Origin of the sequence: Kitasatospora sp. MAP5-34, from assembly GCF_029894335.1 — a bacterium.
Lineage (GTDB): Bacteria > Actinomycetota > Actinomycetes > Streptomycetales > Streptomycetaceae > Kitasatospora.
Genome location: NZ_JARXZC010000005.1, coordinates 132,848 through 159,688, shown reverse-complemented (window position 1 = coordinate 159,688; position 26,841 = coordinate 132,848). Strand labels below are relative to the sequence as shown.

Sequence of the window (26,841 nt, the reverse complement as noted above, 5' to 3'; positions counted from 1 at the left end):
GCTCCCCCTCAGCCCTGCACGGTCGTGGTGCCGTCACGGACCGGGAGGTCGGACAGCCAGAGCTTCTGGAGCATGTGCCAGTCCTCGGGGTGTTCCCGGATCCCGTCGGCCCACACGTCCGCCATCGCCTGCGTCATCGCGGCGGTCTTCTGGCGCTGGTCGCCCTCCTCGGGCGGCAGCACCTCGGGGTGGATGACCCCGCGCATCACCGGGCCGTCGTACCAGAGCGTGGCCGGAAGCAGCGCCGCGCCGGTGCGCAGCGCGAGGGCGGCGGGTCCGGCGGGCATCCGGGTCTGCTCGCCGAAGAAGTCCACCGGCAGCCCGGCCTCCGACAGGTCGCGGTCGCCCACCAGGCAGATCAGCCGGCCGGCCCGCAACCGCCGGGCCAGCGTGCCGGTCACCGACACGTCCGAACCCGTCAGCGGCAGCACCTCCATGCCCAGGCTCTCGCGGTACGCCACGAACCGGTCGAACAGCGACTCCGGCTTCAGCCGCTCGGCGACGGTGGTGAACGGGTGCCCTATGACGGCCGCGACCCAGGCCCCGGCCAGGTCCCAGTTGGCCATGTGCGGAAGCGCGGCCACCACACCCCGGCCGGACTCCAGGATCGCCGTCAGCTCCTCGATGCCCTTGATGTCGACGGCGGCGGCGAGCTGCTCGGTGGTCCAGGTCTGCAGCCGGAACGACTCCTTCCAGTACCGCAGGTAGGAGCGCATCCCGGCCCGCGACAGCTCGCGCAGCCGGGCCTCGTCCGCCTCCGGGAAGACCCGCCGGAGGTTCTTCTCCAGCTGGAGCACCCGCTTGCCGCGCTTGCGCCAGGCGGAGTCCGCGATCCTGTCGAACAGGCCCGCCGCCACGGGCTCGGGCAGGTGCTTCAGCGCAGCCCAGCCCAGTGCGTACGCCGCGTCCACCAGTCGTTCCTTCACGCCGCCACCTCCCCCGCCTCGGCGGCCTGCGCCTCGAAAGCCTCGCGGCGCACCGTCAGCATCCGCTGCAGCACCGTCACCAGACTGCCCGCCGCCACCACCCACAGTGCCACCGGCAGCAGCCACTCGACGTACTGCACCCCGAAGGTGTGCAGCCCCGCGACCCCGGCCGCGACCAGCGTGATCACCAGCCGCTCGGCCCGCTCCACCAGCCCGTTGACCTTGCAGGGCAGGCCCAGGCTCTCCGCCCGCGCCTTGGTGTACGAGACCACCTGGCCGCTCGCCAGGCAGAACAGCGCGACCGCGCAGAGCAGGTCGTTGGCGTCCTTCCCGGCGTACCACATGGCCAGACCGCCGAAGATCGCCGAGTCGGCGACCCGGTCCAGCGTGGAGTCCAGGAAGGCACCCCACTTGCTGGACGTCCCGGCCTGGCGGGCCATGTTGCCGTCGACCAGGTCGGAGAAGATGAACAGGGTGATCGTGATGGTGCCCCAGAAGAACTCCCCGCGAGGGAAGAACACCAGCGCGCCGGCGACCGATCCGGCCGTCCCGACCAGAGTGACCGCATCCGGACTGACGCCCCAACGCAGCAGCAGAGCGGCGAAGGGAGTCAGGACACGTGTGAAGAAGGCACGTGCGTACTTGTTGAGCATGGCCTTCCGGACCGCCCCGATCTTGCCGGCGTCCGCCCTCGGCCCCAGCGGGCGACAGGCGACCGAGCGGATCGGCCCGCCCGGCTGGACAATGGTATCCACGCCGCTCGTGCGCTCTGCCGCCCCACGCCAGCGAGCGCGCATTCGGGCCCAACCGGCCATCACCGAAAGCACTTGGGCAACCACCGGACGTGACGGCAGGAGACAGCCATGGCGGATCGGGGAACAGCACGCGCACCGGAGCCCGTCATCGGGGACTCCGCGCAGTTGCGCAACGTCGTACTCGTCGGCGCCGGCGGCGCGGGCAAGACCACCCTCGTCGAGTCCCTCGCACTGGCCGCCGGGGCACTCACCCGGGCCGGCAACGTGCCGGACGGCACCACCGTCTCCGACTACGAGGAGATCGAGCACCACCAGCAGCGCTCCGTCCAGCTCGCGGTGATCCCCGTCCACTGGCGCGGCACCAGGATCAACCTGCTGGACACCCCCGGCTACGCCGACTTCGCGGGCGAGCTGGCGGCCGGTCTGCGCGCCGCCGAGGCGGCCGTCCTGGTGGTCTCCGCCGCCGACCCGATCGGCCTGCCCACCATCGCCCTCTGGCGCGCGTGCCGGGCCGCCGGGCTCCCCACCGCCATCGCCCTCACCCACCTGAACGCCGCCCACGTCCGCCTGGACGACACCCTCGCGGCCTGCCAGGACGCCTTCGGCGAGGGCCACCCCGACACCGTGCTCCCGCTGCACCTCCCCGTCCTGCGGGACGGCCGCCCGGTCGGCTCGCTGGAACTCCTCACCGGCCGCCGGTACGGGGAACCCGGCGACCCGCCCGGCGCCGAGCAGGCCCGGGGGCACCTGGTCGAGGCCATCGCGGGCGAGGACGACACCCTGCTGGAACGCTATGTCGCGGGCGAGGAGCTCGACCCCGGCTCGCTGGCCGAAGCCCTCCGCCGCGAGTTCCTGCAGGGCACCCTGCACCCCGTCCTCACCACCGCTCCCCCGTCCGACCCGGCCGGGGGCCCGGCGGGCGCCGCCGAACTCCTCGACCTGATCACCGAGACCTTCCCGACCCCCCTCGAACGCGCCGACGAGCTCCCGCCCTGCGACCCCGAGGCCCCGGCCGCCGTCCAGGTCGTCCACACCGGCGAGGACCCGTACGTCGGCCGGCTGAGCCTGGTCCGGGTCTTCTCCGGCACGCTGCGCCCCGACACCGCCCTCCAGCTGGCCGGACACCCCGACGAGCGCGTCACCACCCTCGGCACCCCGTTCGGCAAGCAGCAGCACCCCGTCCCGCTGGGCCTGCCCGGCGACCTGGTCTGCCTCGCCAGACTCGGCGCCGCCCGCACCGGCGACGCCCTCTACGCGGACGGGTACGCGGACGCGGCGATCGAACCCTGGCCACAGCCCGAAGCACTGCTGCCCACCGCCGTCGAGGCGCACAGCAAGGCCGACGAGGACCGGCTCGCCCAGAGCCTCGCCAAGCTGACCGCCCAGGACCCGGCCCTGCGGGTCGAGCAGAACCCCGACACCCACCAACTCGTCCTCTGGTGCACCGGAGAGGCCCACCAGGCCGTCGTCCTGGACCGGCTGGTGACCCGCTTCGGCGTCCACGTCGACACCGTGCCGTACCAGGTCGCGCTGCGCGAGACCTTCGCCGGTACCGCCAGCGGGCACGGACGGCACGTCAAACAGTCCGGCGGCCACGGGCAGTTCGCCATCTGCGACCTCACCGTCGAACCGCTGCCCGGCGGCGGTTTCGAGTTCGTCGACAAGGTCGTCGGCGGCGCCGTACCGCGCAACTTCGTGCCCTCCGTCGAGAAGGGCGTCCGCGCCCAACTCGCCCACGGCGTCCTCGCGGGCTACCCGCTGGTCGACGTCCGGGTGACCCTGACCGACGGCAAGGCGCACTCGGTCGACTCCTCCGACGCCGCCTTCCAGACCGCCGGGTCGCTCGCCCTGCGGGAAGCCGCCGCCCACGGCTCCATCCGGCTGCTGGAGCCCGTCGACGAGGTCCGGGTACTGCTGCCCGACGAGTACCAGGGCGCGATCCTCAGCGACCTCTCCGCCCGGCGCGGCCACGTCCTCGGCACCGAACCCGGCGGCCCCGGCCTCAGCCTGGTCCGCGCCGAGGTACCCGAACTCGAACTCACCCGCTACCCGGTCGAACTCCGCTCCCTCTCGCACGGCACCGGCCACTTCACCCGCAGCTACGTACGGCACGAGCTGATGCCCGCAGCACTCGCGGCGGAGTACGCCCACGCGTCCTGAGCCGTTCGGCAGCCGGGCAACCACAGCAGGGGCGCGGGGCCCCTTTGATTGACTGCGCGCGCGACCAGCCACGACGTAGGTGCACGGTTGCGCGCGCAGTTCCCGCGCCCCTGCCCCGGTTGCTCTAGCGGGGCAAGGCGCAGGCCGGGGTCCCGCCCGGCAGGCGGTGCCGGTTCCGGGCGACGAGGCGGTAGCACGCCGCCGCGAGCGGCCGGACCGGCGGCAGGGTCAGCAGCGCGCCGAGGTAGGCCCACGCGCCGCCCGCCCGCATCAGCACCCGGGCCGCCGCCTGGGCGCCCTCGTACACCTTGCCGTCCGGCGTCACCCAGAGGATCTGCTGCTCGGCACGCTCCCACGTCACCAGGCCCCGGCCGCCGGCCCGGGCGTCCAGCGCCGCCAGGTCGGCGAACTGGAACGGGACGGCCTCCCACCCGCCGGACGCCAGGCTCGCCCGCAGGTAGCGCTCCGCGGTGATGACGCTGGTCGTACAGAAGCCGCAGTCCCCGTCGAAGATCAGGACCGGATCGCGCGTGATGTCTTCAGCCATACCCCGATCCTCCCACCGACCGCAGCGTGATCCGGGCAGCCCCCGAGGATCAAACCGGCCCCGAAGTGGGCACCCTGGAGAAAAGGCCGATACCCGGCCGGATGTGACCGATGTTCAGCCGATGGTCCGCGCGGCAGGGCGGCCTCACGGTAGCCTGCCGCTGACAAGGGGAGGAGGGGAGACCACCGTGACCAAGTTGGACATGACCCCGGGTGCGCAGATACCCCGCACGGATGTCGGGCCACAGACCGCGGTGACGCAGCTGCTCTCCTCCGTCGCGTACCGCGACATCCCGGTGGAGGACCTCGCCGGGGTCAGCGAGATCACCATCAAAAAAGGCAGGTTCTACAGCCTTTTCCGGCCGAGCGTCGGCGAGGCGTTCAGCCGTGCGGTGATCGACCGGACCCTGCGCCCCGGGCGCAACGCGCTGGTGCCGTCCTTCGGGACGGACACCCGCATGGTGGTCGAACACTGCCTCGCCGCCGAGGAACTGCGCCGCCTGCGGGACCGGCGGCTCACTCTCGTGACCCTGCTCAGCGGGCTGCTCTTCCTGCCCGGGACACTGATCTGGCTCGTCCTCTTCCAGGCGCGCGCCTACTTCAAGCGGACCGGCTCCTCCCGCGAGGGGTTCTACGACGCCCTGGCACTGCTGGTGGTCGGCGGACTGGCCGTGCTGCTCGCCCTGCGGCCGCCGTTCACCGGGCTGCTCGCGGACTACTGCCGCGTGACGATGCTCGCGCCGGTGGTCGGCTGGTTCGTCGCCAAGCGGATCTGCCTGCGCAGCGTCGAGGGCCTCCGGGGCCGCTGGGGCGCGCTGGTGGAGGGCAGCGCGCTGGCGGCGACGGTGCCGAAGGCCGTGCCGCGTGACGACATGGACAAGAAGGCCGGCGAACTGAAGGCCCAGCTCGACCGGTTGACGTCCGAGCAGGAGACCAACATCCAGCACTACGCCGGCTCGAAGGGCATCCTCGGGGCCGGTATGCGCTGGGGTGTCTGGGAGGTCGCCGAGGATCTGCGGCCCGCCGAGGGGCACCCGGACTTCCGGGCCTTCCACCCCTGGGACCTGGCCCGGAAGATCACCTCCCGGCTCGGCGGCCTCGGGCAGAGCGAGGTGGCCGGATCCGGCATGCCGCACGTCTCCGTCCAGCAGTGGGTCGTGGTGGACATCCCGGAGGGCGCGGACGAGATCGGCCGCCCCGGCGGCGCGGAGATGGACGGCTACCGGATGCGCGACTTCGGCATCCAGCAGATCGCCAACCGGCAGTCCCTCGGCACCGACACCCGCCACCGGCTGGCGACCCAACTGGTACTGCACAACGGGCAGTTGGTCTCCACCCTGCTGATCAGTGTGACCGTGCTCAGCAACACCCTCCGGGTCTCCGTCGCCGGGTACGCCCTCGGACCGCTGAACGCGTTCTTCGGGGCCAAACCCAAGCCCAAGGAGAAGAACATCCCCAAGACGGGCAAGTTCTGGGAGGAACGGACGATCCAGCTGCCCCTGGTCGACAACGACGAGGTGGTCCGCCAGGCCGTCCGCGCTCCCTTCATGGGACTGCCCACCCTGCTGACCTGGCTCGGCGGTTCGATCAAGCTCCCGGAGCCGTTCTCGCTCCGGGCGTCCTGGGCCGTGCCGACCTGGAAGAGCCGGTTCAAGGCGGACGACGTCATCTACGGTGCGACGCCCGTGGTGAACGCGGTGCTCGCCGCCACCGTCGAGTTCCTGGAGGAGCACGACGTCAACGTCGAGCGCTTCACCACCCGGGGCAGCATCCTCAAGGCCGAGATGCAGGGCGTCCGGGCCTTCCGCGCCGACAACTACGACGCGGGCTGACACCTGCCACACCGTCAGTACGTACGCAGGGCCCGTGCCGGGGGTGGCACGGGCCCTGCGTACTGTGCGGTCTCAACCTCGCTGCGGCCAGGCCTCGGCGAGCATCTTCCGGGTGTCGGCGAGCAGCTGCGGCAGCACCTTGGTGTGGCCGACCACCGGCATGAAGTTGGTGTCACCGCCCCAGCGCGGCACCACGTGCTGGTGCAGGTGGGCGGCGATGCCGGCACCCGCCGCCGCGCCCTGGTTCATCCCGATGTTGAAGCCGTGCGCACCGGAGGCGGCGCGCAGCGCCGTCATCGCGTTCTTGGTGTAGACCGCGAGTTCGGCCGTCTCGACGTCGTCCAGATCGGTGTAGTCGGCCACGTGCCGGTACGGGACGACCATCAAGTGGCCGCCGTTGTACGGGTACAGGTTGAGCACCGCGAAGACGGCGCTGCCCCGGGCCACGATCAGCCCGTCCTCGTCGCTGAGCGAGGGGATCGAGCAGAACGGGCAACCGTCGTCCGGAGCCGGTCCGGTGGGCTTGTTCTCGCCCTGGATGTACGCCATCCGATGGGGGGTCCACAGACGCCTGAAGCCATCCGGCTCCCCCACGCCCTGCTGCACTTCCGGCTCACTCGTCATGCTGATCAGCATATTCGCCGAAGGCCGGTTGCAAAGCAGTGCGGGGCAGACTCATCACGAGCCCGCCCCGCACCGCCTCACATCATCAGACCTGGATCCGGCGCTCCACAGCGTCGACGATCTCCGCGATCGCGTCTTCCAGCGCGACTCCGTTCTTCTGCTCACCACTGCGGTAGCGGAACGACACGGCGTTCGCCGCGATATCCTCCGCACCCGCGATCAGCATGAACGGAACCTTGCTCTTCTGAGCGTTCCTGATCTTTTTCTGCATCCGGTCGTCCGAAGCATCGACCTCGACCCGGATGCCACGCTTCTTCAGCTCGGCCGCGACCTCCTGGAGGTACGGCACGTGCTCGTCGGTGATCGGGATGCCGACCACGGTGACGGGGGCGAGCCACGGCGGCATGGCGCCGGCGTAGTGCTCCAGCAGCACCGCGAAGAACCGCTCGATCGAGCCGAACAGCGCACGGTGGATCATGACCGGACGCTGGCGGTTGCCGTCCGCGCCCTGGAACTCCAGCTCGAAACGCTGCGGCAGCTGGAAGTCGACCTGGATGGTCGACATCTGCCAGGTGCGGCCGATCGCGTCCCGCGCCTGCACCGAGATCTTCGGGCCGTAGAAGGCCGCGCCCTCGGGGTCGAGAACGAGCTCCAGGCCCTGCTTCTCGGCCGCGTCGGCCAGCGTGCGGGTGGCCTCCTCCCAGTCCTCGTCCGAGCCCACCGACTTGTTGGGGTCGCGGGTGGAGAGCTCCAGGTAGAAGTCGTTCAGGCCGTAGTCGCGCAGCAGCTCCAGCACGAAGGTGAGCAGCGAGTCGAGCTCGCCCGCCATCTGGTCCTTGGTGCAGTAGATGTGCGCGTCGTCCTGGGTGAAGCCGCGCGCGCGGGTCAGGCCGTGCACCACGCCGGACTTCTCGTAGCGGTAGACCGTGCCGAACTCGAAGAGCCGCAGCGGGAGTTCGCGGTAGGACCGACCGCGCGAGCGGTAGATCAGGTTGTGCATCGGGCAGTTCATCGGCTTGAGGTAGTAGTCGTTCTCGCCGTCGAGCTGCATGGGCGGGTACATCCCGTCGGCGTACCAGTCGAGGTGACCGGAGAGCTCGAACAGGGTGCCCTTGGTGGCGTGCGGGGTGTAGACGAACTCGTAGCCCGCCTCCTCGTGCCGCTTGCGCGAGTAGTCCTCCATCGCGCGGCGCATGACGCCGCCCTTGGGATGGAAGACGGCGAGGCCGGAGCCGATCTCCTCCGGGATGGAGAAGAGGTCCAGCTCGCTGCCGAGCTTGCGGTGGTCGCGCTTCGCGGCCTCGACCAGGAAGTCGAGGTGGGCCTTCAGCTCGTCCTTGGTCGGCCACGCGGTGCCGTAGAGGCGCTGCAGCTGCGGGTTCTTCTCGCTGCCACGCCAGTACGCGGCGGCCGAGCGCATGATCTTGAACGCCGGGATCATCCGGGTGCTCGGCAGGTGCGGGCCACGGCAGAGGTCGCCCCAGCACAGCTCGCCGGTCTTGGCGTCCACGTTGTCGTAGATGGTCAGCTCGGCGCCGCCCACCTCGACGTCGGCGCCCTCGCCGGCGGTGGCGGCCGAGCCCTTGAGGCCGATCAGCTCCAGCTTGTACGGCTCACCGGCCAGCTCCTCGCGGGCGGCCTCGTCGGTGACCACCCGGCGGGCGAACTTCTGGCCCTTCTTGATGATCTCCTGCATCTTCTTCTCGACGGCCTTGAGGTCGTCGGGGTGGAACGGCTTCTCGACGTCGAAGTCGTAGTAGAAGCCGTCCTTGATCGGCGGGCCGATGCCGAGCTTCGCCTCGGGGAAGAGCTCCTGCACGGCCTGCGCCATCACGTGCGCGGTCGAGTGCCGCAGGATGTCGAGGCCGTCCTTGCTGCTGATCCCGACCGGCTCGACCTCGTCGCCCTCCTGCACCTGGTACGCGAGGTCCTTGAGCGCGCCCGCGACCCGCGCGGCGATGATCGAGCGGTCGTCCGCGAACAGATCGGCGGCCGTGGTGCCCGTCGTCACCACGCGCTCTTCCCGATCGGGTTCGCGGTTGATGATTACCCGGACGTCCGTCACCGGTCTCTCCTGACGTGTGGATCAGTGTGATGCAGCACAGCGCTGCGCTGACGATGGTACCGAGACCAGCGCCCCGGCCGCGCACCGCCGCCGCCGGACCCTCCAAGGGGTCGGGTGATCACTCGGTCACCCTGGGCGATATTCCCTTCGGGAGCCCGCCCGTGATGGATTGAGGGAGCGTCAACTGCGGTATCACCAAGGCAGAACGCCGCCGTACGCGGCGCACCGCTGGTCCTCGGTGGTACGCCGCGCACTGCCGCCGCCCAGTGGGTTCAGGGACTGAGGGACAGTCATGCACGATTCCCGGCACTGGTACGAAGGCCCGCTCGCCTCTTTCGACACCGAGACCACCGGCGTGGACGTCGAGACCGACCGCATCGTCTCGGCCGCGCTGGTCCTCCAGCCCGCCCCCGGGGCCACCGCCCAGGCCGCGACCTGGCTGGCCGACCCGGGCGTCCCGATCCCGGACGGCGCCCGCGCGGTGCACGGGATCACCGACGAGCAGGCCCGCGCGCACGGCCGCCCGCCCCGTACCGTGGTCGCCGAGATCGCCCGCGCGCTGGGCGAGCAGGCCCGCGCGGGCATCCCGCTGGTGGTGATGAACGCCCCGTACGACCTGACGCTGCTCGACCGCGAGCTGCGCCGGCACCGCGAGCAGTCGCTCGCGGACTTCCTGGACGGCACGGAACTGCTGGTGCTCGACCCCCGGGTGCTGGACAAGCACGTGGACCGCTACCGCAAGGGCCGCCGCACGCTCACCGACCTCTGCGCACACTACGGCGTACTGCTGACGGGCGCCCACGACGCCGCTGCAGACGCGCTCGCCGCGATGGAGCTGGTCCGTACCCTCGGCGCCCGGCACCCCGGCCCGCTGGGGCGGCTGACGCCCACCGAGCTCCAGCTGCGGCAGACCATCTGGCACGCGGCGCAGGCACGTGGCCTGCAGAACTGGTTCGACCGCTCGGGCACCCCGGAGCGGGTGGACTTCTCCTGGCCGCTGCGCCCGGCCCGCTGCGAGTGCGGTCGGCGGCTGTCGGCGGAGCACCGCTGCGAGGCGGCGGCCTGAATCCGTCCGCTGCCCGGACATGCCCGGAGCCTGGACGCGTGGAGCCTGAAAACGTTCTGGCCCTGACCGAACTACCGGTCAGGGCCAGAACGTTGCTTCCAGGTGGGCGATACTGGGATCGAACCAGTGACCCCTTCGGTGTGAACGAAGTGCTCTCCCGCTGAGCTAATCGCCCTGGGCAACGAGATGAACATTAGCACTACTTGGCGGGTGGTCCGCAACTTCCCTGCTCCCGCCCCCGGCCGACGGCGGGACGGGATCCGTTACGGAGCACGGCCGGTGATTGCGAATCAGCTTCTCGGCTCGCGGCCGGACGGAGTCACGGGACGACTCGGAAAACACATCGGGCCCCGGCCAGTAATGGCCGGGGCCCGACATATCACAATGCATTCCGGTGGGCGATACTGGGATCGAACCAGTGACCCCTTCGGTGTGAACGAAGTGCTCTCCCGCTGAGCTAATCGCCCGGGTGCAGAGAAAACATTACCGCATCCGGGTGGGTGCTCCGAACACCCGGTCAGCCGCCTCCGGCGGGCCGCACCCATCACCTGCGATCACTGACAGTCCGGCCATGGTCACCCTGGGGGCCGGGCTCGCCGGGCCGTCCGGCGCGACCCTCCGGGGCGAAGGTTTGTCGCTTCGTACAGTCCTGCGCAGTTCATCCACGGTCATCCGGCGAAAGGCGCTGAGTTGCTGGCTCGACCAGGGCCCCGGAGGCCGCCGGGTCCATTCCGCAATGCGCCGGAAGGGGTACGACTCGCGCCTGAATCGGGACAGACGGGTTTACACCGGGCTTTCAGGTGGGATGGTCCGTTCGCCGACGTGCGATTCCCCGAGCGCACACTGAGCGAAAGGCCCTGGCGCTTATGAACACCACGGTCAGCTGCGAGCTGCACCTGCGCCTCATCGTGTCCAGCGAGTCGTCACTGCCCGTCCCCGCGGGCCTGCGCTACGACACCGCCGACCCCTATGCCGTGCATGCGACGTTCCACACCGGTGCCGACGAGACCGTGGAGTGGGTGTTCGCCCGCGACCTCCTCGCGGAGGGGCTGCACCGACCCACCGGTACCGGCGACGTCCGGGTGTGGCCCTCGCGCAGCCACGGACAGGGGGTGGTCTGCATCGCCCTGAGTTCTCCGGAAGGAGAAGCCCTGCTGGAGGCCCCGGCCCGAGCGCTCGAGTCATTTCTCAAGCGCACCGACGCCGCGGTGCCGCCCGGCACCGAACACCGTCACTTCGACCTCGACCGGGAGCTGTCGCACATCCTCGCCGAAAACTGACCACACCGGCGGTGGGGCCGATTCTCGAACCGCGTCCGTCCTACTCGGGGGCACGGTCGCACTCCCAGCCGCGCACCACGCGGCCTCGGGGCGCTGTCCCGGCGACTCCCACCGGAGCCGTCGGCCAACCTCACAGGCAGCCCGATCAGCACCGGCAGCCCGGCCACCCGGGTGGTCCGCCTGAGCCGGGCATCGCCTCAAAGGCACCAGGGCGAAGGCGCCCGATGTCGGGCTCCCGGCCAGCAGCCGGGGCCCGACATCGGGCGCCTTCGCCTTTCCCGCGCCGGGCTCCCGGCTACGGCCGCCGTTCCCGGTAGAGTCACCGGTGATGACGGATCCGGGAGGCCGAGTCCCCCACCGCGCGAGGAGCCCTCACGTGCTGATCACCCATGACGCCGAGTGCGCGCTGAGCATTCTGGTCGAGCTGCTCAACACCGCGCCCGAGGCGTGCGGCAGCGAACAGCTCCCCGATGTCGCCGCGCTCGGGTCGTTCGTCGTCCGGCAGGAGATCAGCGAGGTCGGCTCACTCACGCCCGCCGACCTGGCGGCCGTGCACGCGCTCCGCACCCAGTTGCGGGACATCTTCTCGGCCGAGTCCACCCCGCAGGCCGCCGAGCTGGTGAACTCCGTGGTCGCGGCGGCGGGCACCACGCCCCGGCTGACCAACCACGACCAGCACGGCTGGCACATCCACTACTTCGCGCCGCACGCCGCGCTGGGCGACCACCTGGCGGCGGAACTCGGCATGTCGCTGGCCTTCATCGTGATGGCCGGGGAGCGCGAGCGGCTGCGCCGCTGCGACGCGCCGGACTGCGCCCGGGTCTTCGTCGACCTGTCCCGCAACCGCTCCCGCCGCTACTGCGACAGCCGCACCTGCGGGAACCGGCTGCACGTGGCCGCGTACCGGGCCCGGCAGCGCTCGGCGGAGGCCGTCGTCGAGGCCGTGGTCAAGGCCGTGGGTGCCGTACCGGCGGGCTGACCGTGCGCGCGGCCGGCAGGTGCGAGACTGGCCGCATGATCGAAGGTTCTCTCCCCCGACTCGAGTTCTGGTGCGAACTCCAGTGCCCGGACTGCCGCACCGCCCTGGACGACGTACGGGCGCTGCGCGCGCGGTACGGCGACGCGCTGCCCATCGAGCTGCGGCACTTCCCGCTGGAGAAGCACAAGCACGCCTACGCGGCCGCCGAGGCGGCCGAGGAGGCATTCGCCCAGGGCAAGGGCTGGGAGTACGTGGAGGCGCTGCTCGCCCGGGTGGACGAGCTGGATCGTGGCGGGCACAAGCTGCTCATCGAGGTGGCCGGGGAGATCGGGTTGGACGCCGAGGAGGTCGAACTCGCGCTGGTCGACGGCCGCCACATGCTCATCGTGGACGCGGACCAGGCCGAGGGCTCGGCGATCGGGGTCAGCGGCACGCCGACGTACGTGATCGCCGGGAAGCGCCTCGACGGTGGCAAGAGCCAGGACGGGCTGCGCGAGCAGATCATCGAGATTCTGGAGCAGCACAGCTCGGCGCGGTGACCCGTGGTCGGCGGCAGGTCAGAGCAGTGATTTGCCGAGGATGCGGTTGGTGACGCGGTAGCCGAGCGAGTCGTAGAGACCGATGGCCACCGCGTTGCCGCTGAAGACGTTCAGGCCCAGTTCCCGGACGCCGGCGGCGAGGCACTCGCGTTCGGCGAGCAGCATCAGGGCGCGGCCGTAGCCGTGCCCGCGCTGCGCCGGTTCGACCTCGACCGTCATCACCCACGCGAGCCGCTCCCCGCTCGGGCGGATGTCCTGGTGCAGGTTGACCCAGAGACTCCCGAGCGGGGTGCCGCGCGGGCCGTACAGGGCGCGCAGCGCGACGCCCCGGGTGCCGGGGCCCTGCGGGAGCTGCTGACGGTGGTCGGCCTCGGCCTTCGCGCGGGCCTGCGGCTCGCTCAGCCCGGAGGCCAGCAGGTCGCGCAGGTACGCCTGCTGGGCCGCCTCCAGCCATTCCGGGTACTCCTCCGCACCAATCGGACGGACCGTCAGTTCCGCTGGCAGCTCGGGTGGTTGGGTGAGGTGCTTGGCCAGGTTCCGCATCCGCTCGGTGTAGCCGAGGGCTTCGGCCAGGCCCAGGGCGGCGGTGGCCTCGGCGGGGATGTTGACGTCCACCCGGGAGCAGCCCCAGCTGCGCAGCACCTCCTCGGCCGCCAGTACGCCCACCGTGGCGCGGCCGCGTCTGCGGCCGGCGGTGACCCCCAGTTCGGAGATCTCGCCCCAGCTCTGCGACCCGCGCGGGAAGGCCGTCGTCCGCAGGCCGCCGACCGGGCGGCCGTTGACGCAGATCTGCCAGCGGCGGCTGCGGCCCCCGCCGGGGAAGGGGGCCTCTGGGTACTCGGGGCGCAGGGTGGTGGTCATGGGGGCTCCCTTCCCTCCGCGCGGGGCTTCTACCCAGTCACGGGCCCGGGCCCCGCGTCACGGTCACAGGTCCGGGTCACCCTCTCACGGTCACGGGTCCAGGTCGTCGGCGCTGCGCTCGGCGAACTGGGCCATCGCCTTGAGGGTGACGGGCCCGGGTGCCGTCGTCAGCTCACGGTCGTCGACCCGGGCGACGGCCTGGACGTCGCGCAGGGTGGACGTGAGGAAGATCTCGTCAGCCCGGTCCAGTACGTCGAAGGGCAGGTCGGCCTCCTCGGCCCCGCTCCAGTCGATGACGAGTTGGCGGGTGATGCCGGCCAGGCAGCCGGAGCTGAGCCTCGGGGTGAGCAGGGCTCCGTCCAGGACGACGAAGACGTTGGAGCCGGTGCCCTCGCAGAGCTGTCCGGCGGTGTTGGCGAACAGGGCCTCCGAGGCGCCCGCCCGGTTGGCGGCGGCCAGGGCGACCACGTTCTCGGCGTAGGAGGTGGTCTTCAGGCCCACCACCGCGCTGTGTTCGTTGCGCCGCCAGGGCACCGTCCGGACGGCGGTGGTGTCGGGGCGCCGGGTAGCGGTGCCGATCGCGACGACCAGGGTGGTGGGGTCGGTGCCGCGTTCGGAGCCGAGCGGGGAGACGCCGCCGGTGTAGGTGACCCGGATCCGGCCGAGCGGCAACGGGTTGGCGCGCAGGACCTGCTCCACGCCCTCGCGCACCTGGTCGTGGTCGGGGTCGGCGAGGCCGAGGCCGCGTGCGGAGCGGGTGAGGCGGTCCAGGTGGCGGGTGAGCGCGAAGGTGCGGCCGTCCACCGCCTTGACGGTCTCGAAAACACCGTCGCCGACGGTGAGTCCGTGGTCGAGCACCGAGACGGTGGCAGCCGTGCTGTCCACCAGGGAGTCGTTGACCCAGATCATGGCTGTCCTCGGGTGTCCGTGCTCAGTGAGCGTGGAGGGCGGAACCCGACGCTATCGCGACCAGGCGGGCGGCCTTGAGTTCGGTCTCGTCCCACTCGCGCTCGGGGTCGGAGCCCCAGGTGATCCCGGCGCCGGTGCCGAACCGGAGGACGGGCTGCCCGCCGCCGTGATCGGCACCGCTCCGGTCGATCCAGAACGTGCGGATGCCGACGGCGAGTTCGGCCTCACCCCGGTCCGCGTCGACCCAGCCGATCGCGCCGCAGTACGGGCCTCGGGGGGCGGTCTCCAGCGCCTCGATGATCCGCAGGGCGCTCGACTTGGGCGCTCCGGTGACGGACCCGGGCGGGAAGGTCGCTTCGAGGAGTTCGGGCCAGCCGGCTCCGTCGCGCAGGGTGCCCTGGACGGTGGAGACGAGGTGGACCAGGCCGGGGTGCTTCTCGACCGCGCAGAGGTCCGGGACAGTGACGGTGCCGGTCGCGCAGACCCGGCCCAGGTCGTTGCGGACCAGGTCCACGATCATCACGTTCTCGGCGTGGTCCTTCTCCAGCAGGTCGTGCTCGGTACGGCCGGTGCCCTTGATCGGACCGGACGAGACGACCCGGCCGTCACGGCGGAGGTAGAGCTCCGGGGAGGCGGTGGCGATCTCGACACCGTGCTCGGGCAGCCGGATCGTCCCCGCGTACGGAGCGGGGTTGCCGTGCGCGAGCAGGCCGGTGAGGGCGTCGATGTCGGTGCGGTCCCGGTCGGGGAGCGGCGCGGAGAGCACCCGGCAGAGGTTGGCCTGGTAGACCTCGCCGGTCGCGATGTGGTCGCGGATGCGGCGGACCCCGGCCGTGTAGGCGTCCCGGTCGAGCGAGCTGTGCCAGCTGCCCGGGTACGGGCCGAGCCAGCCCTCGGTGCGCGGCGGCGCCGGGTCGGGGCGGACCTCGTCGAATCGGGCGCAGGTGAGGCGCCCCTCGAAGTCGTACGCCACGGCCCAGAAGCCGGCCGAGTCGAGCGCGGCCGGATCCGAGGTGACCTCGCGGAGCCCGGTCGCCAGGCGGCCGCCGAAGCGGGCCATCGGAGCGGTGGGGGTGAGGGCGGGTCTACGGCCGGACACGGTTCTCCTGCACGGATTCGGTGCTGCCCCACGCGGACAGCGGCGCGGGAAGGGGGATCCTCGAGGGATCACGACGGGATCGCCGAAGGATCACAGCGGGGATCACTGCGGTGGCTGAAGTGTAGGTCGGGGACGGTCGGCGGTGCGGAGCGGCGGGCTGCCGCGAGCTGCACGGGGATCTCCGCAGCTCGCTCCGCCGACCCCTCCGGTGAACCCTCCCCGCGCCACGCTGCGGGAACGGAATTTGAGCTGGTCCAGGAATCCGCTAGAGTTCAACACGTCGCCGGGAAACGGAGCCGCAAACAAGCGGTGAAGTGACCGGGAGACAGGCGGACGTGGCTCAGTTGGTAGAGCATCACCTTGCCAAGGTGAGGGTCGCGAGTTCGAATCTCGTCGTCCGCTCGATGGAGAACGTGTAAGATCGTTCTTCGAAGTTGCCTGGTGGAGTGGCCGAGAGGCGAGGCAACGGCCTGCAAAGCCGTGTACACGGGTTCAAATCCCGTCTCCACCTCCAAGAGGTGTCCCTGGTTCGCCAGGGACCCTCCCCGCGCGATTAGCTCAGCGGGAGAGCACTACCTTGACACGGTAGGGGTCACTGGTTCAATCCCAGTATCGCGCACTCGACCCTCTCAGGGTCCATCAGTAGGTCCCGGCGCGATTAGCTCAGCGGGAGAGCACTACCTTGACACGGTAGGGGTCACTGGTTCAATCCCAGTATCGCGCACTCGATCCCCTCAGGATCCGTCTGCAGCTCGCTCAGTGCAGGTCAGTAGATGCAGTTCAGTAGGTCCCGGCGCGATTAGCTCAGCGGGAGAGCACTACCTTGACACGGTAGGGGTCACTGGTTCAATCCCAGTATCGCGCACTCGGTCCCTCCAGGGTCCGTTTGCATTTCAGCATGTCCCGGCGCGATTAGCTCAGCGGGAGAGCACTACCTTGACACGGTAGGGGTCACTGGTTCAATCCCAGTATCGCGCACCGCAGGAACGAAGGCCGCGATCCGATCAGGGTCGCGGCCTTCGGCGTGTCAGGAGTGTTACCGGGCGCGGGCGGGCCGCATGCGGACGCGAAGGTGCCGGGTGCGGAGGCCCTCACCGGCTCTCCGTACCCGGCACCTTCGGTCTGCCGAAGCGCACGGTGCACACCGCGCTCGCCCGTCCACGTCCGTCCACGGTGGCGGGCCGTCCCTGGCGGTGTGCGGGACGCTCGGCCGGCGCCGACCCTTCCCCAAGGGTCAGCGCCCGATCAGATCGGCGACCGCCTTCGTCTGCGTCGCCAGTTGGTCCCAGCCGCCGAAGAGCGCGAGCAGCAGGACCGCGCACGGCAGCACCATCGCCAGTGCGATCACTGGGTGCCTGGTGCCCGCCGGCGCCCCGAAGGGCTGCCGGGAGGCGAGCCAGTGGGGGCGACGGCGTCGTGCGGCTCCGGTGAGCTGCGTGGCCATGGTCGTCTCCTGCCGGTGCTGCTGCTGACGGTGTTGCTGACGGTTCTTCGGTTTTCGGGTTTTCGGGTCTTTGGAGCGGTGGACGGGTTACCTCGGGGGACGAGTTGAGCCGCCCACCGCTGGAATCAACGCTACGGGTCCGTCTCTCCCCGGTCGTCATGCCCGCGTACCGTTCTCTGGGCCATCCCTGGGATGACGCCGGGCCCCCCGGTGTACTACCCCAGGGGGAGGCGGTATCGCGCAGATCCCCGAGGGAACCCTGAGACCGACCCCGAGAGGGTGCTCCGTGCCTGGTCGGAGGGGCCACGAATGGGAATCCGACAATCCCACCGGTGCGGCAGGTGTTGCGTATCAGCACACCGCAGCGCGCAGTCCGTAAGCTGTCCCGGACAGGATTCTGACGATGCCCCATCCGACGGGGCCTCACCCCACGGGCTGACGGGAAGCGGACATGGCGATGATGCGGCTGAGGCGTGAGGACCCCCGCATCGTCGGCCCGTACCGGCTGCACCGGCGGCTCGGCGCCGGCGGGATGGGCGTGGTCTACCTCGGCTCGGACCGGCGGGGCCAGCGCGTCGCGCTCAAGCTGATCCGGGCCGAGCTGGCCGAGGACTCGGAGTTCCGTACCCGGTTCGCCCGCGAGATCGCAGCCGCCTCGAAGATCCGCGGCGGCTGCACCGCGCGCGTGGTCGGCTCGGACATCGAGACCGAACGGCCGTGGCTCGCCACCGCCTACGTCCCGGGCCCCTCGCTCTACAAGCGGGTCGGGGAGGAGGGCCCGCTGCCATGGACGGAGACCGCCCGGATCGGGGCGGCGCTCGCGGACGGGCTGGTCAAGGTGCACGAAGCCGGGGTCGTCCACCGCGACCTCAAGCCCTCCAACATCCTGCTCTCCCCCAAGGGCCCCCGGATCATCGACTTCGGCATCGCCTGGTCGCGCGGTGCCAGCACCCTCACGCACGTCGGCACGGCGGTCGGCTCGCCGGGCTTCCTCGCACCCGAGCAGGTCCGGGGCGCGGCCGTCACCCCCGCCACGGACGTCTTCGCCTTCGGTGCGACGCTCGCGTACGCGCTGACCGGCGACTCGCCGTTCGGCTCGGGGGCCTCCTCCGAGGTGATGCTCTACCGGGTGGTCCACGAGGAGCCCGACCTGTCGGCCGTACCTCCGCCGCTGGCCCCGCTGGTACGGGCCTGCCTCGCGAAGGAGCCGACCGAGCGGCCCGGAGCGGCGGCGCTGCACGAGCGGCTGAGCGAGCTGGCCGCGCGTGGTGCGGCGCTCGGCGGCACTCGCGCGCGGGGTGCGGCCGTGCCGCCGCCCGTGCCTTCGAGGCCGGCCGTGCCGCCGCCGCCCCCACGACGGCCGCACGGGCAGTCGGCGACGGCGCCGATGCCCCGCCCGGAGCTCGGCGACCAGCCGCGCGAGTCGGTACGTGACCGGCCGGCCGGGTCGGCCGGAGTGCGGGACCGTCAGCACACGCCGACGCCCGGACGGCCCTCCCCCGGGCGGCCGACCGGTTCGCGGCAGCGGCTGGCGCGGCAGCGGGCCGTCGTCTTCGTCACCGTCACCGTCGGTGTCGCGCTCGCGATCGCCGCAGCCCAGGGGTGCGAGAACCGCAGCAAGCAGGGGATGTCCCCCGGGCCGGGCAGGTCGTCCGTCCCGTCGGTGTCGGCTCCGGCGTCGGCGGCGGGGTCGGCTGCGGCTGCGTCACCGCCGTCGGCCGGGCTCTCCATCGACGGCGTGCAGTCGCCCGGCGCCCAGTTCGCCGCCGCCGCGCGCGGCACCGGCGACCCGGCGCTCGGACCCGCCGTGGTCGCGTCCCCGAACGTCGACTGGCCGAACCGCAGCTACTCCGACCCGGCGGGCGGGGCGGCGATCCGGCTGCGGGACGGGCACTCCACGGCCGACGGCGCGCAGATCGCGCTCAGCACCGTACTGCCGGCCCGCTACCGGGACGCCCCGGCCGCGCTGGTGGTGTTGCGGCGGGCGGAGGGCGCGGTGCCGGTGGATCTGGTGGAGCTCTTCGGTTTCAGCGGCGACACGCCCGTCCTGCTGGCCGCCCGGGCCTCCGCCGCCGACGCCCAGGCGGTGGCGACCTGGCGGATCGACAGCGGTGCCCTGATCCGCGACGAGCGCGTCTCCCAGACCGGCGCGGGCTCCTCCACCCGCTACACCGTGCGAGGTGACGGCAGCCTGGACGAGTCCTGGCCCGGCGCGGCCGTCTCGGGCGGCACGGGCAGCACGGGCAGCACGGGCAGCACGGGCAGCAGCACCGGGGGCACCGGGAGTACGACCGGCGGCTGAGCCGCCCCCGGCGCGACCCGGCAACGGGCCGCCGCCAGATCGGTCAGCTGTGGTGAGCCACCGCGTAAAAACTGATCGCCGCCGCTGCCGCGATGTTCAGTGAGTCGATGTCGTGCGACATCGGGATCCGTACCTTGAGGTCGGCGGCCTCGAGCGCCTTCGCGGTGAGACCGTTCCCCTCCGACCCGAGCATGACGGCGCAGCGCCGGAGCGTCGCGGCCGGCACCTCGTCGAGCGGTACGGCGTCCGGCGCCGGGGTGAGCGCCAGGATCGTGTAGCCGGCCTCGCGGAGGGCGGCGAGCGATCCCGGCCAGGGTTCGAGGCGGGCGTACGGGACGGTGAACACCGCGCCCATCGAGACCTTGACGGCCCGCCGGTAGAGCGGGTCGGCGCAGTCCGGGGAGAGCAGTACGGCATCCATCCCGAGGGCCGCGGCGCTGCGGTAGACCGCGCCGAGGTTCGCATGGTCGACGATGCCTTCGAGCACCACCACGCGGCTCGGGGCGCTGTCCGGGCTGCCTGCGCCGGGGAGGATGTCGGCCACGGCGGGGAGGGGTTGGCGTTCCATCGAGGCGAGCGCGCCCCGGTGGACGTGGTAGCCGGTGACGGCCTCGGCGAGGGCGGGTTCGACCACGTGGACGGGGGCGTCGGTCTCGGCGATGACGTCCGCCATGACGTCCAGCCACTTCGCGGTGAGCAGCATCGAGCGCATCCGGTAGCCGGCGGCCACCGCGCGGCGGATGACCTTCTCGCCCTCGGCGATGAACAGGCCCTCGGCGGGCTCACGACGGCGGCGCAGCTCGACGTCGGTCAGGTCGGTGTAGTCGGCGAGCCGGGGGTCGGCGGGGTCGATGACGGTGCTTGGTTCGGACACGCCCTCGATCTTAGGGGCGGGAGATTCTGCGGGGCTCTGTCGGGTTGCTTCGACAGAGCCCCCTGGCGTTAACGCGCCAGTACGTTGACCACGTCGCCGATGACGATGACGGCCGGGGGCTTGATCTGCTCGGCGGTCACCGTGGCGGCCACGGTGGCGAGGGTGGCGTCGATGCGGCGCTGGGCGGCGGTGGTGCCCTCCTGGACGACCGCGACCGGGGTGTCGGCGGAGCGGCCGCACTCGATGAGCTTGGCGGCGATCGCGCCGATCTTGTCGACGGCCATCAGCAGGACCAGGGTGCCGCTCATCCGTGCGGCGGCGTCCCAGTTGGTCAGCGAGCGGTCGTCGCCGGGGCCGACGTGGCCGGAGATGACGGTGAACTCGTGGGTCATGCCCCGGTGGGTGACGGGGATGCCGACGGCCGCCGGGACGCTGATCGAGCTGGAGATGCCCGGGACGACGGTGACCGGGATCCCGGCCTCGGCGCAGGCGAGCAGCTCCTCGCCGCCACGGCCGAAGACGTACGGGTCGCCGCCCTTGAGGCGGACCACGAACTTGCCCGCCTTGGCGTGGTCGATCAGCGTCCGGTTGATCGCCTCCTGGGCCATGAAGCGCCCGTACGGGATCTTGGAGGCGTCGATCACCTCGACGTGCGGCGGCAGTTCGGCGAGCAGCTCGCGCGGGGCGAGGCGGTCGGCGACCACCACGTCGGCGTCCGCGAGCAGGCGGCGGCCGCGCACGGTGATCAGGTCCGGGTCGCCGGGGCCGCCGCCGACCAGGGCGACGCCGCCGCCGTGTGCCCGGTACTGACGGGCGGCCAGCGAGCCGTCGCGCAGGCCGTCGACGATGGCGTTGCGCAGGGCGGCGGAGTGGCGCGGGTCGCCGGTGAGGACGGCGACGGTCGCGCCGCCGTCGTGGCCGCTGGCCGGGGTCCAGGCGGTGGCGGCGGAGGCGTCGTCGCTGCGTGCGCAGAACACCCGCAGGCTCTCGGCCTCGGCGCTGACCTCGATGTTCACGGCGGGGTCGTCGGTGGCGACCAGGGCGTACCAGGTGTCGGCGAGGTCGCCGGGGGCGTAGCCGCGCTGGTGCCAGTGGATCTCACCGGCGTCGGCCATCGCCTGGACGGCGGGGGTGGTGCCCGGGGATATCAGGTGGACGTCCGCACCGGCCGCGATCAGCGCGGGCAGCCGTCGCTGGGCGACCTGGCCGCCGCCGACCACGACCACGCGTCGGCCGGCCAGCAGCAGACCGACGGGGTACGGGGTGAGGCCCTCGGTGCTGGGGTGGGGGTGGGGCGCGTTCATGGTCGGGGCTCCTGGGGGACGGAGGGTTCTACGGGTACAGCGAAACACTCCCCCGCACCGGCGCGCCCTCGGGCCGGTGCGGGGGACTGCGGACGGGACTCAGGCCTTCTCGGTGACCCCGGCGGAGTCGAAGGTGGCTACATCGTGCATCGCGCGGGCCGCACTCTGCACCAGCGGGAGCGCCAGCAGCGCGCCGGTGCCCTCGCCGAGGCGCAGGTCGAGGTCGATCAGCGGACGCAGGCCGAGCTTGGCCAGCGCCGCCTGGTGGCCGGGCTCCGCCGAGCGGTGGCCGGCGATGCAGGCGGCGAGGACCTCGGGCGCGATGGCCTTGGCGGCCAGTGCGGCCGAGCCGGCGATCACGCCGTCCAGGATGACCGGCGTGCGCAGCGAGGCCGCGCCGAGCAGGAAGCCGGCGATGGCCGCGTGCTCCAGGCCGCCGACGGCGGACAGTACGCCGATCGGGTCGGCCGGATCGGGCTGGTGCAGGGCCAGGGCGCGGCGGACGACCTCGACCTTGCGGGCGTGCGTCTCGTCGTCGATGCCGGTACCGCGTCCGGTCACCTCGGCCGGGTCGACGCCCGCGAAGACCGAGATCAGGGCGGCGGAGGCGGTGGTGTTGGCGATGCCCATGTCGCCGGTGATCAGGATCTTGTTGCCCGCCGCGACCAGGTCGCGGGCGGTCTCGATGCCGACGCCGATCGCCTTGAGCACCTCCTCCCGGCTCATCGCCGGGCCCTGGGTCATGTCGTCGGTGCCCGGCTTGACCTTGCGGGGCAGCAGGCCGGTGGTGCGGCCCTGCTGGATGGCGTCCGGCAGCTCGCTCTTGACGCCCACGTCCACCACGCAGACCTCGGCGCCGACCTGGGCGGCGAAGGCGTTGACCACCGCTCCCCCGGCCAGGAAGTTGGCCACCATCTGCGCGGTGACCTCCTGCGGCCACGGGGTGACGCCCTGGGCGTGCACGCCGTGGTCGCCCGCGAAGATCGCCACGCAGGCGGGCTCGGGGATCGGCGGCGGGCACTTGCGGCTGAGGCCGCTGAGCTGGGCCGCGATGATCTCCAGCATGCCGAGCGAACCGGCCGGCTTGGTCATCCGCTTCTGCCGGTCCCACGCGTGGCCGAGCGCCTTGGCGTCCAGCGGGCGGATGCCGCGCAGGGTCTCCGAGAGCAGGTCGTGCGGCTCCTCGCCGGGCAGCGCGCGGTTGCCGTACTGCTCCTCGTGGACGACCCAGGAGAGCGGGCGCTTCTTGGCCCAGCCCTGCTGCTGCAGCTCGGGCTCGTCGGGGAAGGAGTCCACGTACCCGACGCAGAGGTACGCCACCACGTCGAGGTGCTCGGGCAGGCCCAGCTCGCGGACCATCTCCTCCTCGTCGAAGAAGCTCACCCAGCCGACGCCCAGGCCCTCGGCGCGGGCGGCCAGCCAGAGGTTCTCGACCGCGAGGGCGGCCGAGTACGGCGCCATCTGCGGCTGGGTGTGGCGGCCCAGGGTGTGCCGGCCGCCACGGGTGCGGTCAGCGGTGACCACGATGTTCACCGGGGTCTCGAGGATGGCCTCGATCTTGATTTCCTTGAACTGCTTCGCCCGGCCCTTGGGCAGCGAGTCCGCGTACGCGTCGCGCTGACGCTCTGCCAGCTCGTGCATCTTGCGGCGGGTCTTGGCCGAGCGGATGACCACGAAGTCCCAGGGCTGGGAGTAGCCCACGCTGGGCGCGGTGTGGGCCGCCTCCAGGACGCGGATCAGCACCTCGTGCGGGATCGGGTCCGGGCGGAAGCCGTTGCGGATGTCGCGGCGCTCGCGGATCACCTGGTGGACGGCGTCGCGGCCGGCCTCGTCGTAACCGGGGGCGGCGGGCGGGCGCTCGGTCTCCGCCTCGACCGGCTGCGGCTCGGGAGCGGCCTCGGCCTCGGTAGCGGGAGCGGTCTCGGGCTGGGCCTCGACCTCGGGCACGGCGACAGTCTCGGCGGCGGGCTCCGGCTCGGGGTCGGCTGCGACCTCGGGCTCGGGCGCGACCTCGGGCTCCGCGACGACCACGGCGGCCGGGGGCTCGGGGGCCTCGGGTGCGGCCTCCGCCTCGACCGGCTGCGGCGCGGGCTCGACCGGGACGGCCTGCGACGGCTGCTCGGGCATGGCCATGTCGCCGCTGCCCGCCGCCGTCTGCGGCTCGGCGAGCGCGACGGCGCCCGCGAGCGGCTCGGCACCGACGGGCGGGAGGTCGTGTGGGGCGGGCGCGGCCAGGAAGGCGGAGATCCGGCGCGGCGGGCTCGATGCGGTCTGCGCGGCCGGCACGGTCTGTGCGGTCTGCGCGGTCGCCTGGGCCGGGATGGCCGCGTGCGGGGCTTCGACAGCCTGCTCGACCTGGGCGGCCTGCTCGACCTCCTGAGGAGCAGCCACCGGCACGGCCACGGCCTCGACCTCCGGTGCTGCCACTGCCTCGGGGAGGTCGACGGCTACGGGTGCGGCGACGGCCGAAGCCTCCGGCACCTCCACGGGGGCGGGCTCGACTGCCACCGGCTCCGGTGCGGGCTCGGGCGTCGGCTGGGCGGCCACCGGCTCCACCGGTACCTCGACCGGCGCCTCGACCGCCACGGGCGGCGCCTCGACCGGCGGCGGCACCGGTACGGGATCCGGTACCGGCACCTGGACGGGTGCCTGCGGCTGGACCGCCCGCGCTGCGAACGCCTGCGGGTCCACCTGAGCGGACGGGCCACGGTCGGCGAGCGAGCGTACGGGGACCTGACCGGTCATCAGCGAAGGGTCCGGAATGGGCGGGCCCGCGTGCAGCGGACGGCGCGGCGGCTGAGGGGCCGTCACCGGCGGCTGGGCCGCGACGGGCGTGGCAACCGAGGGCGACGGCGGCATCGGAGGCACCGGCGCGGCGGCGGGCGCCGGAACGGCCTCGGCGACCGGCTCGGCCGCGACCAGCGGCGGGGCCAGCGGCGGCCAGGACGGCTCGACCGGCGTGCCCTCGGCGGACTCCACGGAATTGGCGGGCTCGGTGGACTCGACCATTTCGACCGTCCCGGCAGTGTCAGCGACGCCGGCGACCGGCGCCGACGGGTCCTCGACCGTACGCAGCGTCATGGTGTCCGCCACCTGCGGGTGGGTGACGACGGGCAGTTCGGTGACCATGACCGTCTCGACCGGCCCGAGCGGCTCGCCCCACGAAGTCTGCGGACCGGGCATCAGGAGAAGGTCGTCCTCGTCGTCGAGCTGGTCCGGCTGGTCGAGGAAGGTGAAGGCCGGACGCGACTCGGTCGGCCAGCCCTCGGCACCCTGCGCGGGCAGCGGTGCGCCCGGCCCGGCAGCGGGTACGCCGTACAGCGCCGAGTCCGGCAACGCCGTCCCGGGTGCCGGAGTCACCGAAGCCTCGGGCAGCGCGACACCGGGCATACCGGTACCGGGTACGGAAGCACCGGGTACGGAGACGCCCTCCGGTCGGCCGAGCGGGCCGGACCCGCCGAGCAGGTGCTCCGGCAGTCCCTCGCTGGGGACGTGGCCGCCATCGGTCATGTCAAAGCTCCTTCCAGGCCGCTTACGCGCCCTTGGCGACGCGATCACCGACCGCAGCGCCCAACTCCGCTCGGGGCGGACCGTGCTCCGGCCCGTCCGTCCACCTACTGGCGTCCGCCGCGCGCACGCGCGGCAGCCATCCCCACCGGCGCACTGCGCCACCCCGGCCGGTGCCACCCACCGGGGTGGCACACCATCAGAAACAACGACCACCCGGGGCAACCGGCACGACCGCACCGGACCCTACGGCATTCTTCCGGGCCGACCCGGGTCGCGTCGAATGCCCGCACTCCGAATCGGTGTGGGTTGCGCCACGTCAAAAGGTGGTAAACGTACCGGATGGGGCACGGTCCACAGCTCGCCGAGCGCAACCAGGACGCCACCCTACCGGCCAGCACCGACACCCTCTCGAATCGGTGTCCGGATGGGACGGGGATCACCGGAGGCCGGCGAGACGCCCACCCCTCGGATTGGGTACGAACCGTCAGGAGCCCTGCTCGCCCCAGAGCACGAGGGTCTGCTCCCCCGGTCCGAACGAGAGCCCGGCGCCGGACATCAGCGGTGTCGACTGGAGCAGCGTGCCGTCCACCCGGTAGCCGGCTCCGGCGATGGCCTCGCGGATCTCCTCCGCCTCGGCGAGGGTGTGGGCCACGGCGACCAGCCGCTCGGGGCGGCGGGCCAGGACGGCGCGCACCACCTCGGCGCCGCCGGACTCCACCACGACCGCGTCAGGTTCGGGCAGGCCACCCAGCACCTCGGGGCCGACGCCGTGGACGGGCTCCACCTCGACGCCGTACCGGCGGGCGTTCACCGCGATCTGCGCGCAGGCCGAGCGGTCCGCCTCGACCGCGACCACGGCCGCGCCGAACCTGGCCGTCTCGACCGCCAGCGCGCCGGTGCCCGCGCCGACCGCCCAGACCAGGTCCCCGGGCACCGGCCCGAGCCGGGCCACCGCCAGCGCACGGACGTGCGCGGGCAGCGCGTGCGGAGCGCTCTCCGCCGTCGGCGCGCCGCGCTCCGCGCCCGCGTACGCCTCGTCCGGCAGCGCCCACCCCCGGTCGGTGCCGGGGAAACCGATGGGCCGTCCGGCCAGCCAGCCCGCCGCCTCGCCCGCGACATGGCTCGAACTGCCGCCGCCGATCACCAGGACGACCGCCGGGTCCCGCCAGACCCGGTCCGGCACCCGCTCGGAGGTCAGGACGGTGACGTCCTCCTCCGGGGTGCCGAGCGCCTCGCAGACCACGAAGGTGCGGTGGACTCCGCGCAGCATCAGCGCCAGCTCGCTCGGGCCGGCGTCGGCGCTGGTGAGCACGGCGACCTTCGGGTAGGCGCGGCAGACGTTGGCGGCGCGGCGCAGCCGGCCGCCGTGCGTGCTGACCACCTGGGCGTCCTCCCAGGGCATCCCGGCCCGGGCGAAGGCGGCGGCCACCGAGGAGACGGCGGGCAGCACTTCGAGTTCGAGCCCGTACTCGGGCCGGCGCAGCGTCCGGACGACGCCGAAGAACCCCGGGTCCCCCTCGGCCACCACGACGGCCGCGCCGCGCTGCTCGGCGATCCGACGGGCCGCCAGCTGGATGTTGCCCAGCGCGATCCGCTCGGCGCCCGGCGGGACGGGCAGGGCCGCCAGTTGGTACGGCGCTCCCGCCACCAGGGTGGCTCCTGCCAGCGCTGAGCTGGCCGCCTCGGTCAACGGCGTACCGTCCCACCCGATAACCGTGATCCGGTCAGCCATCTGCGGCTGTTCTCCCTCGGCTCTGCACCCCACG

Annotated in this window: 19 protein-coding genes, 8 tRNA genes and 1 pseudogene; 13 read left to right on the top strand and 15 right to left on the bottom strand. The window is 72.4% G+C overall.

Annotated elements, in window-relative coordinates; translation table 11 throughout:
• Positions 1-8: 8 nt before the first annotated feature.
• Entirely contained in the window at positions 9-926 is a 918-nt protein-coding gene (locus tag P3T29_RS07480; RefSeq protein ID WP_280715512.1) for a phosphatidylinositol mannoside acyltransferase, read from the bottom strand.
• Positions 923-1,579 carry a phosphatidylinositol phosphate synthase gene (gene pgsA / locus P3T29_RS07475; protein WP_280715634.1) on the bottom strand — a complete coding sequence of 219 codons (657 nt, stop codon included), beginning with the start codon at positions 1,577-1,579 and terminating at the stop codon, positions 923-925. The genes P3T29_RS07480 and pgsA overlap by 4 nt, the downstream gene beginning before the upstream one ends.
• 210 nt (positions 1,580-1,789) lie before the next feature.
• On the opposite strand from pgsA, the gene P3T29_RS07470 reads away from it, so the two are divergent.
• Positions 1,790-3,841: an elongation factor G gene (locus P3T29_RS07470; protein ID WP_280715511.1), complete on the top strand. Its 2,052-nt coding sequence runs from the start codon at positions 1,790-1,792 to the stop codon at positions 3,839-3,841.
• A gap of 124 nt (positions 3,842-3,965) precedes the next feature.
• On the opposite strand, the gene P3T29_RS07465 is transcribed toward P3T29_RS07470, so the two are convergent.
• The gene (locus P3T29_RS07465; RefSeq protein ID WP_280715510.1) at positions 3,966-4,388 is read right to left on the bottom strand and encodes a DUF393 domain-containing protein; all 423 of its coding nucleotides are present in this window, start codon (positions 4,386-4,388) and stop codon (positions 3,966-3,968) included.
• Between the two features lie 187 nt (positions 4,389-4,575).
• Between P3T29_RS07465 and P3T29_RS07460 the strand changes: the two genes are divergently transcribed.
• Positions 4,576-6,219 (top strand): hypothetical protein, encoded by a 1,644-nt coding sequence (locus P3T29_RS07460; RefSeq protein WP_280715509.1) that lies wholly within the window; start codon positions 4,576-4,578, stop codon positions 6,217-6,219.
• A 72-nt stretch (positions 6,220-6,291) separates the two neighbouring features.
• On the opposite strand, the gene P3T29_RS07455 is transcribed toward P3T29_RS07460, so the two are convergent.
• Positions 6,292-6,855, bottom strand: coding sequence for an HIT domain-containing protein (locus P3T29_RS07455; protein ID WP_280715508.1), 564 nt, complete (start codon positions 6,853-6,855; stop codon positions 6,292-6,294).
• Between the two features lie 73 nt (positions 6,856-6,928).
• Positions 6,929-8,908 carry a threonine--tRNA ligase gene (gene thrS, locus P3T29_RS07450; RefSeq protein WP_280715507.1) on the bottom strand — a complete coding sequence of 660 codons (1,980 nt, stop codon included), beginning with the start codon at positions 8,906-8,908 and terminating at the stop codon, positions 6,929-6,931.
• Positions 8,909-9,200: 292 nt separating this feature from the next.
• Between thrS and P3T29_RS07445 the strand changes: the two genes are divergently transcribed.
• Positions 9,201-9,974, top strand: coding sequence for a 3'-5' exonuclease (locus P3T29_RS07445; RefSeq protein ID WP_280715506.1), 774 nt, complete (start codon positions 9,201-9,203; stop codon positions 9,972-9,974).
• A 103-nt stretch (positions 9,975-10,077) separates the two neighbouring features.
• On the opposite strand, the gene P3T29_RS07440 is transcribed toward P3T29_RS07445, so the two are convergent.
• Together P3T29_RS07440 and P3T29_RS07435 are read right to left on the bottom strand one after the other, a co-directional pair.
• Positions 10,078-10,149 (bottom strand) — tRNA-Val (locus P3T29_RS07440).
• A 220-nt stretch (positions 10,150-10,369) separates the two neighbouring features.
• Positions 10,370-10,441, bottom strand: a tRNA-Val gene (locus P3T29_RS07435).
• Positions 10,442-10,840: 399 nt separating this feature from the next.
• Here P3T29_RS07435 and P3T29_RS07430 point away from each other — a divergent pair.
• From P3T29_RS07430 to P3T29_RS07420, 3 genes are all read left to right on the top strand, one after another.
• Positions 10,841-11,254, top strand: a complete 414-nt coding sequence (locus P3T29_RS07430) for an SsgA family sporulation/cell division regulator (protein ID WP_030459107.1) — start codon at positions 10,841-10,843, stop codon at positions 11,252-11,254.
• 376 nt (positions 11,255-11,630) lie between these two features.
• On the top strand, positions 11,631-12,233 hold the full coding sequence (locus tag P3T29_RS07425; protein WP_280715505.1) for a CGNR zinc finger domain-containing protein: 603 nt from the start codon (positions 11,631-11,633) through the stop codon (positions 12,231-12,233).
• A gap of 35 nt (positions 12,234-12,268) precedes the next feature.
• Positions 12,269-12,772: a DsbA family protein gene (locus P3T29_RS07420; RefSeq protein WP_280715504.1), complete on the top strand. Its 504-nt coding sequence runs from the start codon at positions 12,269-12,271 to the stop codon at positions 12,770-12,772.
• An 18-nt stretch (positions 12,773-12,790) separates the two neighbouring features.
• On the opposite strand, the gene P3T29_RS07415 is transcribed toward P3T29_RS07420, so the two are convergent.
• The 3 genes from P3T29_RS07415 to P3T29_RS07405 all read right to left on the bottom strand — a co-directional run bounded on the left by P3T29_RS07415 (position 12,791) and on the right by P3T29_RS07405 (position 15,602).
• Positions 12,791-13,633: a GNAT family N-acetyltransferase gene (locus P3T29_RS07415; RefSeq protein WP_280715503.1), complete on the bottom strand. Its 843-nt coding sequence runs from the start codon at positions 13,631-13,633 to the stop codon at positions 12,791-12,793.
• Between the two features lie 90 nt (positions 13,634-13,723).
• Entirely contained in the window at positions 13,724-14,542 is an 819-nt protein-coding gene (locus P3T29_RS07410; protein WP_280715502.1) for an aminodeoxychorismate lyase, read from the bottom strand.
• Positions 14,543-14,564: 22 nt separating this feature from the next.
• A complete protein-coding gene (locus tag P3T29_RS07405; RefSeq protein ID WP_280715633.1) occupies positions 14,565-15,602 on the bottom strand; it encodes a chorismate-binding protein in 1,038 nt (345 codons plus the stop codon).
• 368 nt (positions 15,603-15,970) lie between these two features.
• On the opposite strand from P3T29_RS07405, the gene P3T29_RS07400 reads away from it, so the two are divergent.
• The 6 genes from P3T29_RS07400 to P3T29_RS07375 all read left to right on the top strand — a co-directional run bounded on the left by P3T29_RS07400 (position 15,971) and on the right by P3T29_RS07375 (position 16,619).
• Positions 15,971-16,043 (top strand) — tRNA-Gly (locus tag P3T29_RS07400).
• 38 nt (positions 16,044-16,081) lie between these two features.
• Positions 16,082-16,155, top strand: a tRNA-Cys gene (locus P3T29_RS07395).
• 33 nt (positions 16,156-16,188) lie between these two features.
• A tRNA-Val gene (locus P3T29_RS07390) sits at positions 16,189-16,260 on the top strand.
• Between the two features lie 33 nt (positions 16,261-16,293).
• A tRNA-Val gene (locus P3T29_RS07385) sits at positions 16,294-16,365 on the top strand.
• Between the two features lie 69 nt (positions 16,366-16,434).
• Positions 16,435-16,506, top strand: a tRNA-Val gene (locus tag P3T29_RS07380).
• Positions 16,507-16,547: 41 nt separating this feature from the next.
• Positions 16,548-16,619 (top strand) — tRNA-Val (locus tag P3T29_RS07375).
• A gap of 256 nt (positions 16,620-16,875) precedes the next feature.
• Here the strand turns inward: P3T29_RS07375 and P3T29_RS07370 are convergent.
• Entirely contained in the window at positions 16,876-17,085 is a 210-nt protein-coding gene (locus P3T29_RS07370; protein ID WP_280715501.1) for a hypothetical protein, read from the bottom strand.
• 451 nt (positions 17,086-17,536) lie between these two features.
• Here P3T29_RS07370 and P3T29_RS07365 point away from each other — a divergent pair.
• A pseudogene (locus P3T29_RS07365) lies at positions 17,537-18,694 on the top strand (serine/threonine-protein kinase); the annotation flags it as partial.
• Positions 18,695-19,430: 736 nt separating this feature from the next.
• Here the strand turns inward: P3T29_RS07365 and P3T29_RS07360 are convergent.
• The 4 genes from P3T29_RS07360 to cbiE all read right to left on the bottom strand — a co-directional run bounded on the left by P3T29_RS07360 (position 19,431) and on the right by cbiE (position 26,807).
• Complete coding sequence (locus tag P3T29_RS07360; protein ID WP_280715500.1) at positions 19,431-20,261, bottom strand: RNA methyltransferase; 831 nt, start codon at positions 20,259-20,261, stop codon at positions 19,431-19,433.
• Positions 20,262-20,329: 68 nt separating this feature from the next.
• Positions 20,330-21,565, bottom strand: a complete 1,236-nt coding sequence (cobA, locus tag P3T29_RS07355) for a uroporphyrinogen-III C-methyltransferase (RefSeq protein ID WP_280715499.1) — start codon at positions 21,563-21,565, stop codon at positions 20,330-20,332.
• A gap of 99 nt (positions 21,566-21,664) precedes the next feature.
• The gene (gene cobT, locus P3T29_RS07350; RefSeq protein WP_280715498.1) at positions 21,665-25,075 is read right to left on the bottom strand and encodes a nicotinate-nucleotide--dimethylbenzimidazole phosphoribosyltransferase; all 3,411 of its coding nucleotides are present in this window, start codon (positions 25,073-25,075) and stop codon (positions 21,665-21,667) included.
• 484 nt (positions 25,076-25,559) lie between these two features.
• On the bottom strand, positions 25,560-26,807 hold the full coding sequence (gene cbiE, locus P3T29_RS07345) for a precorrin-6y C5,15-methyltransferase (decarboxylating) subunit CbiE (protein ID WP_280715497.1): 1,248 nt from the start codon (positions 26,805-26,807) through the stop codon (positions 25,560-25,562).
• Positions 26,808-26,841: the final 34 nt, after the last annotated feature.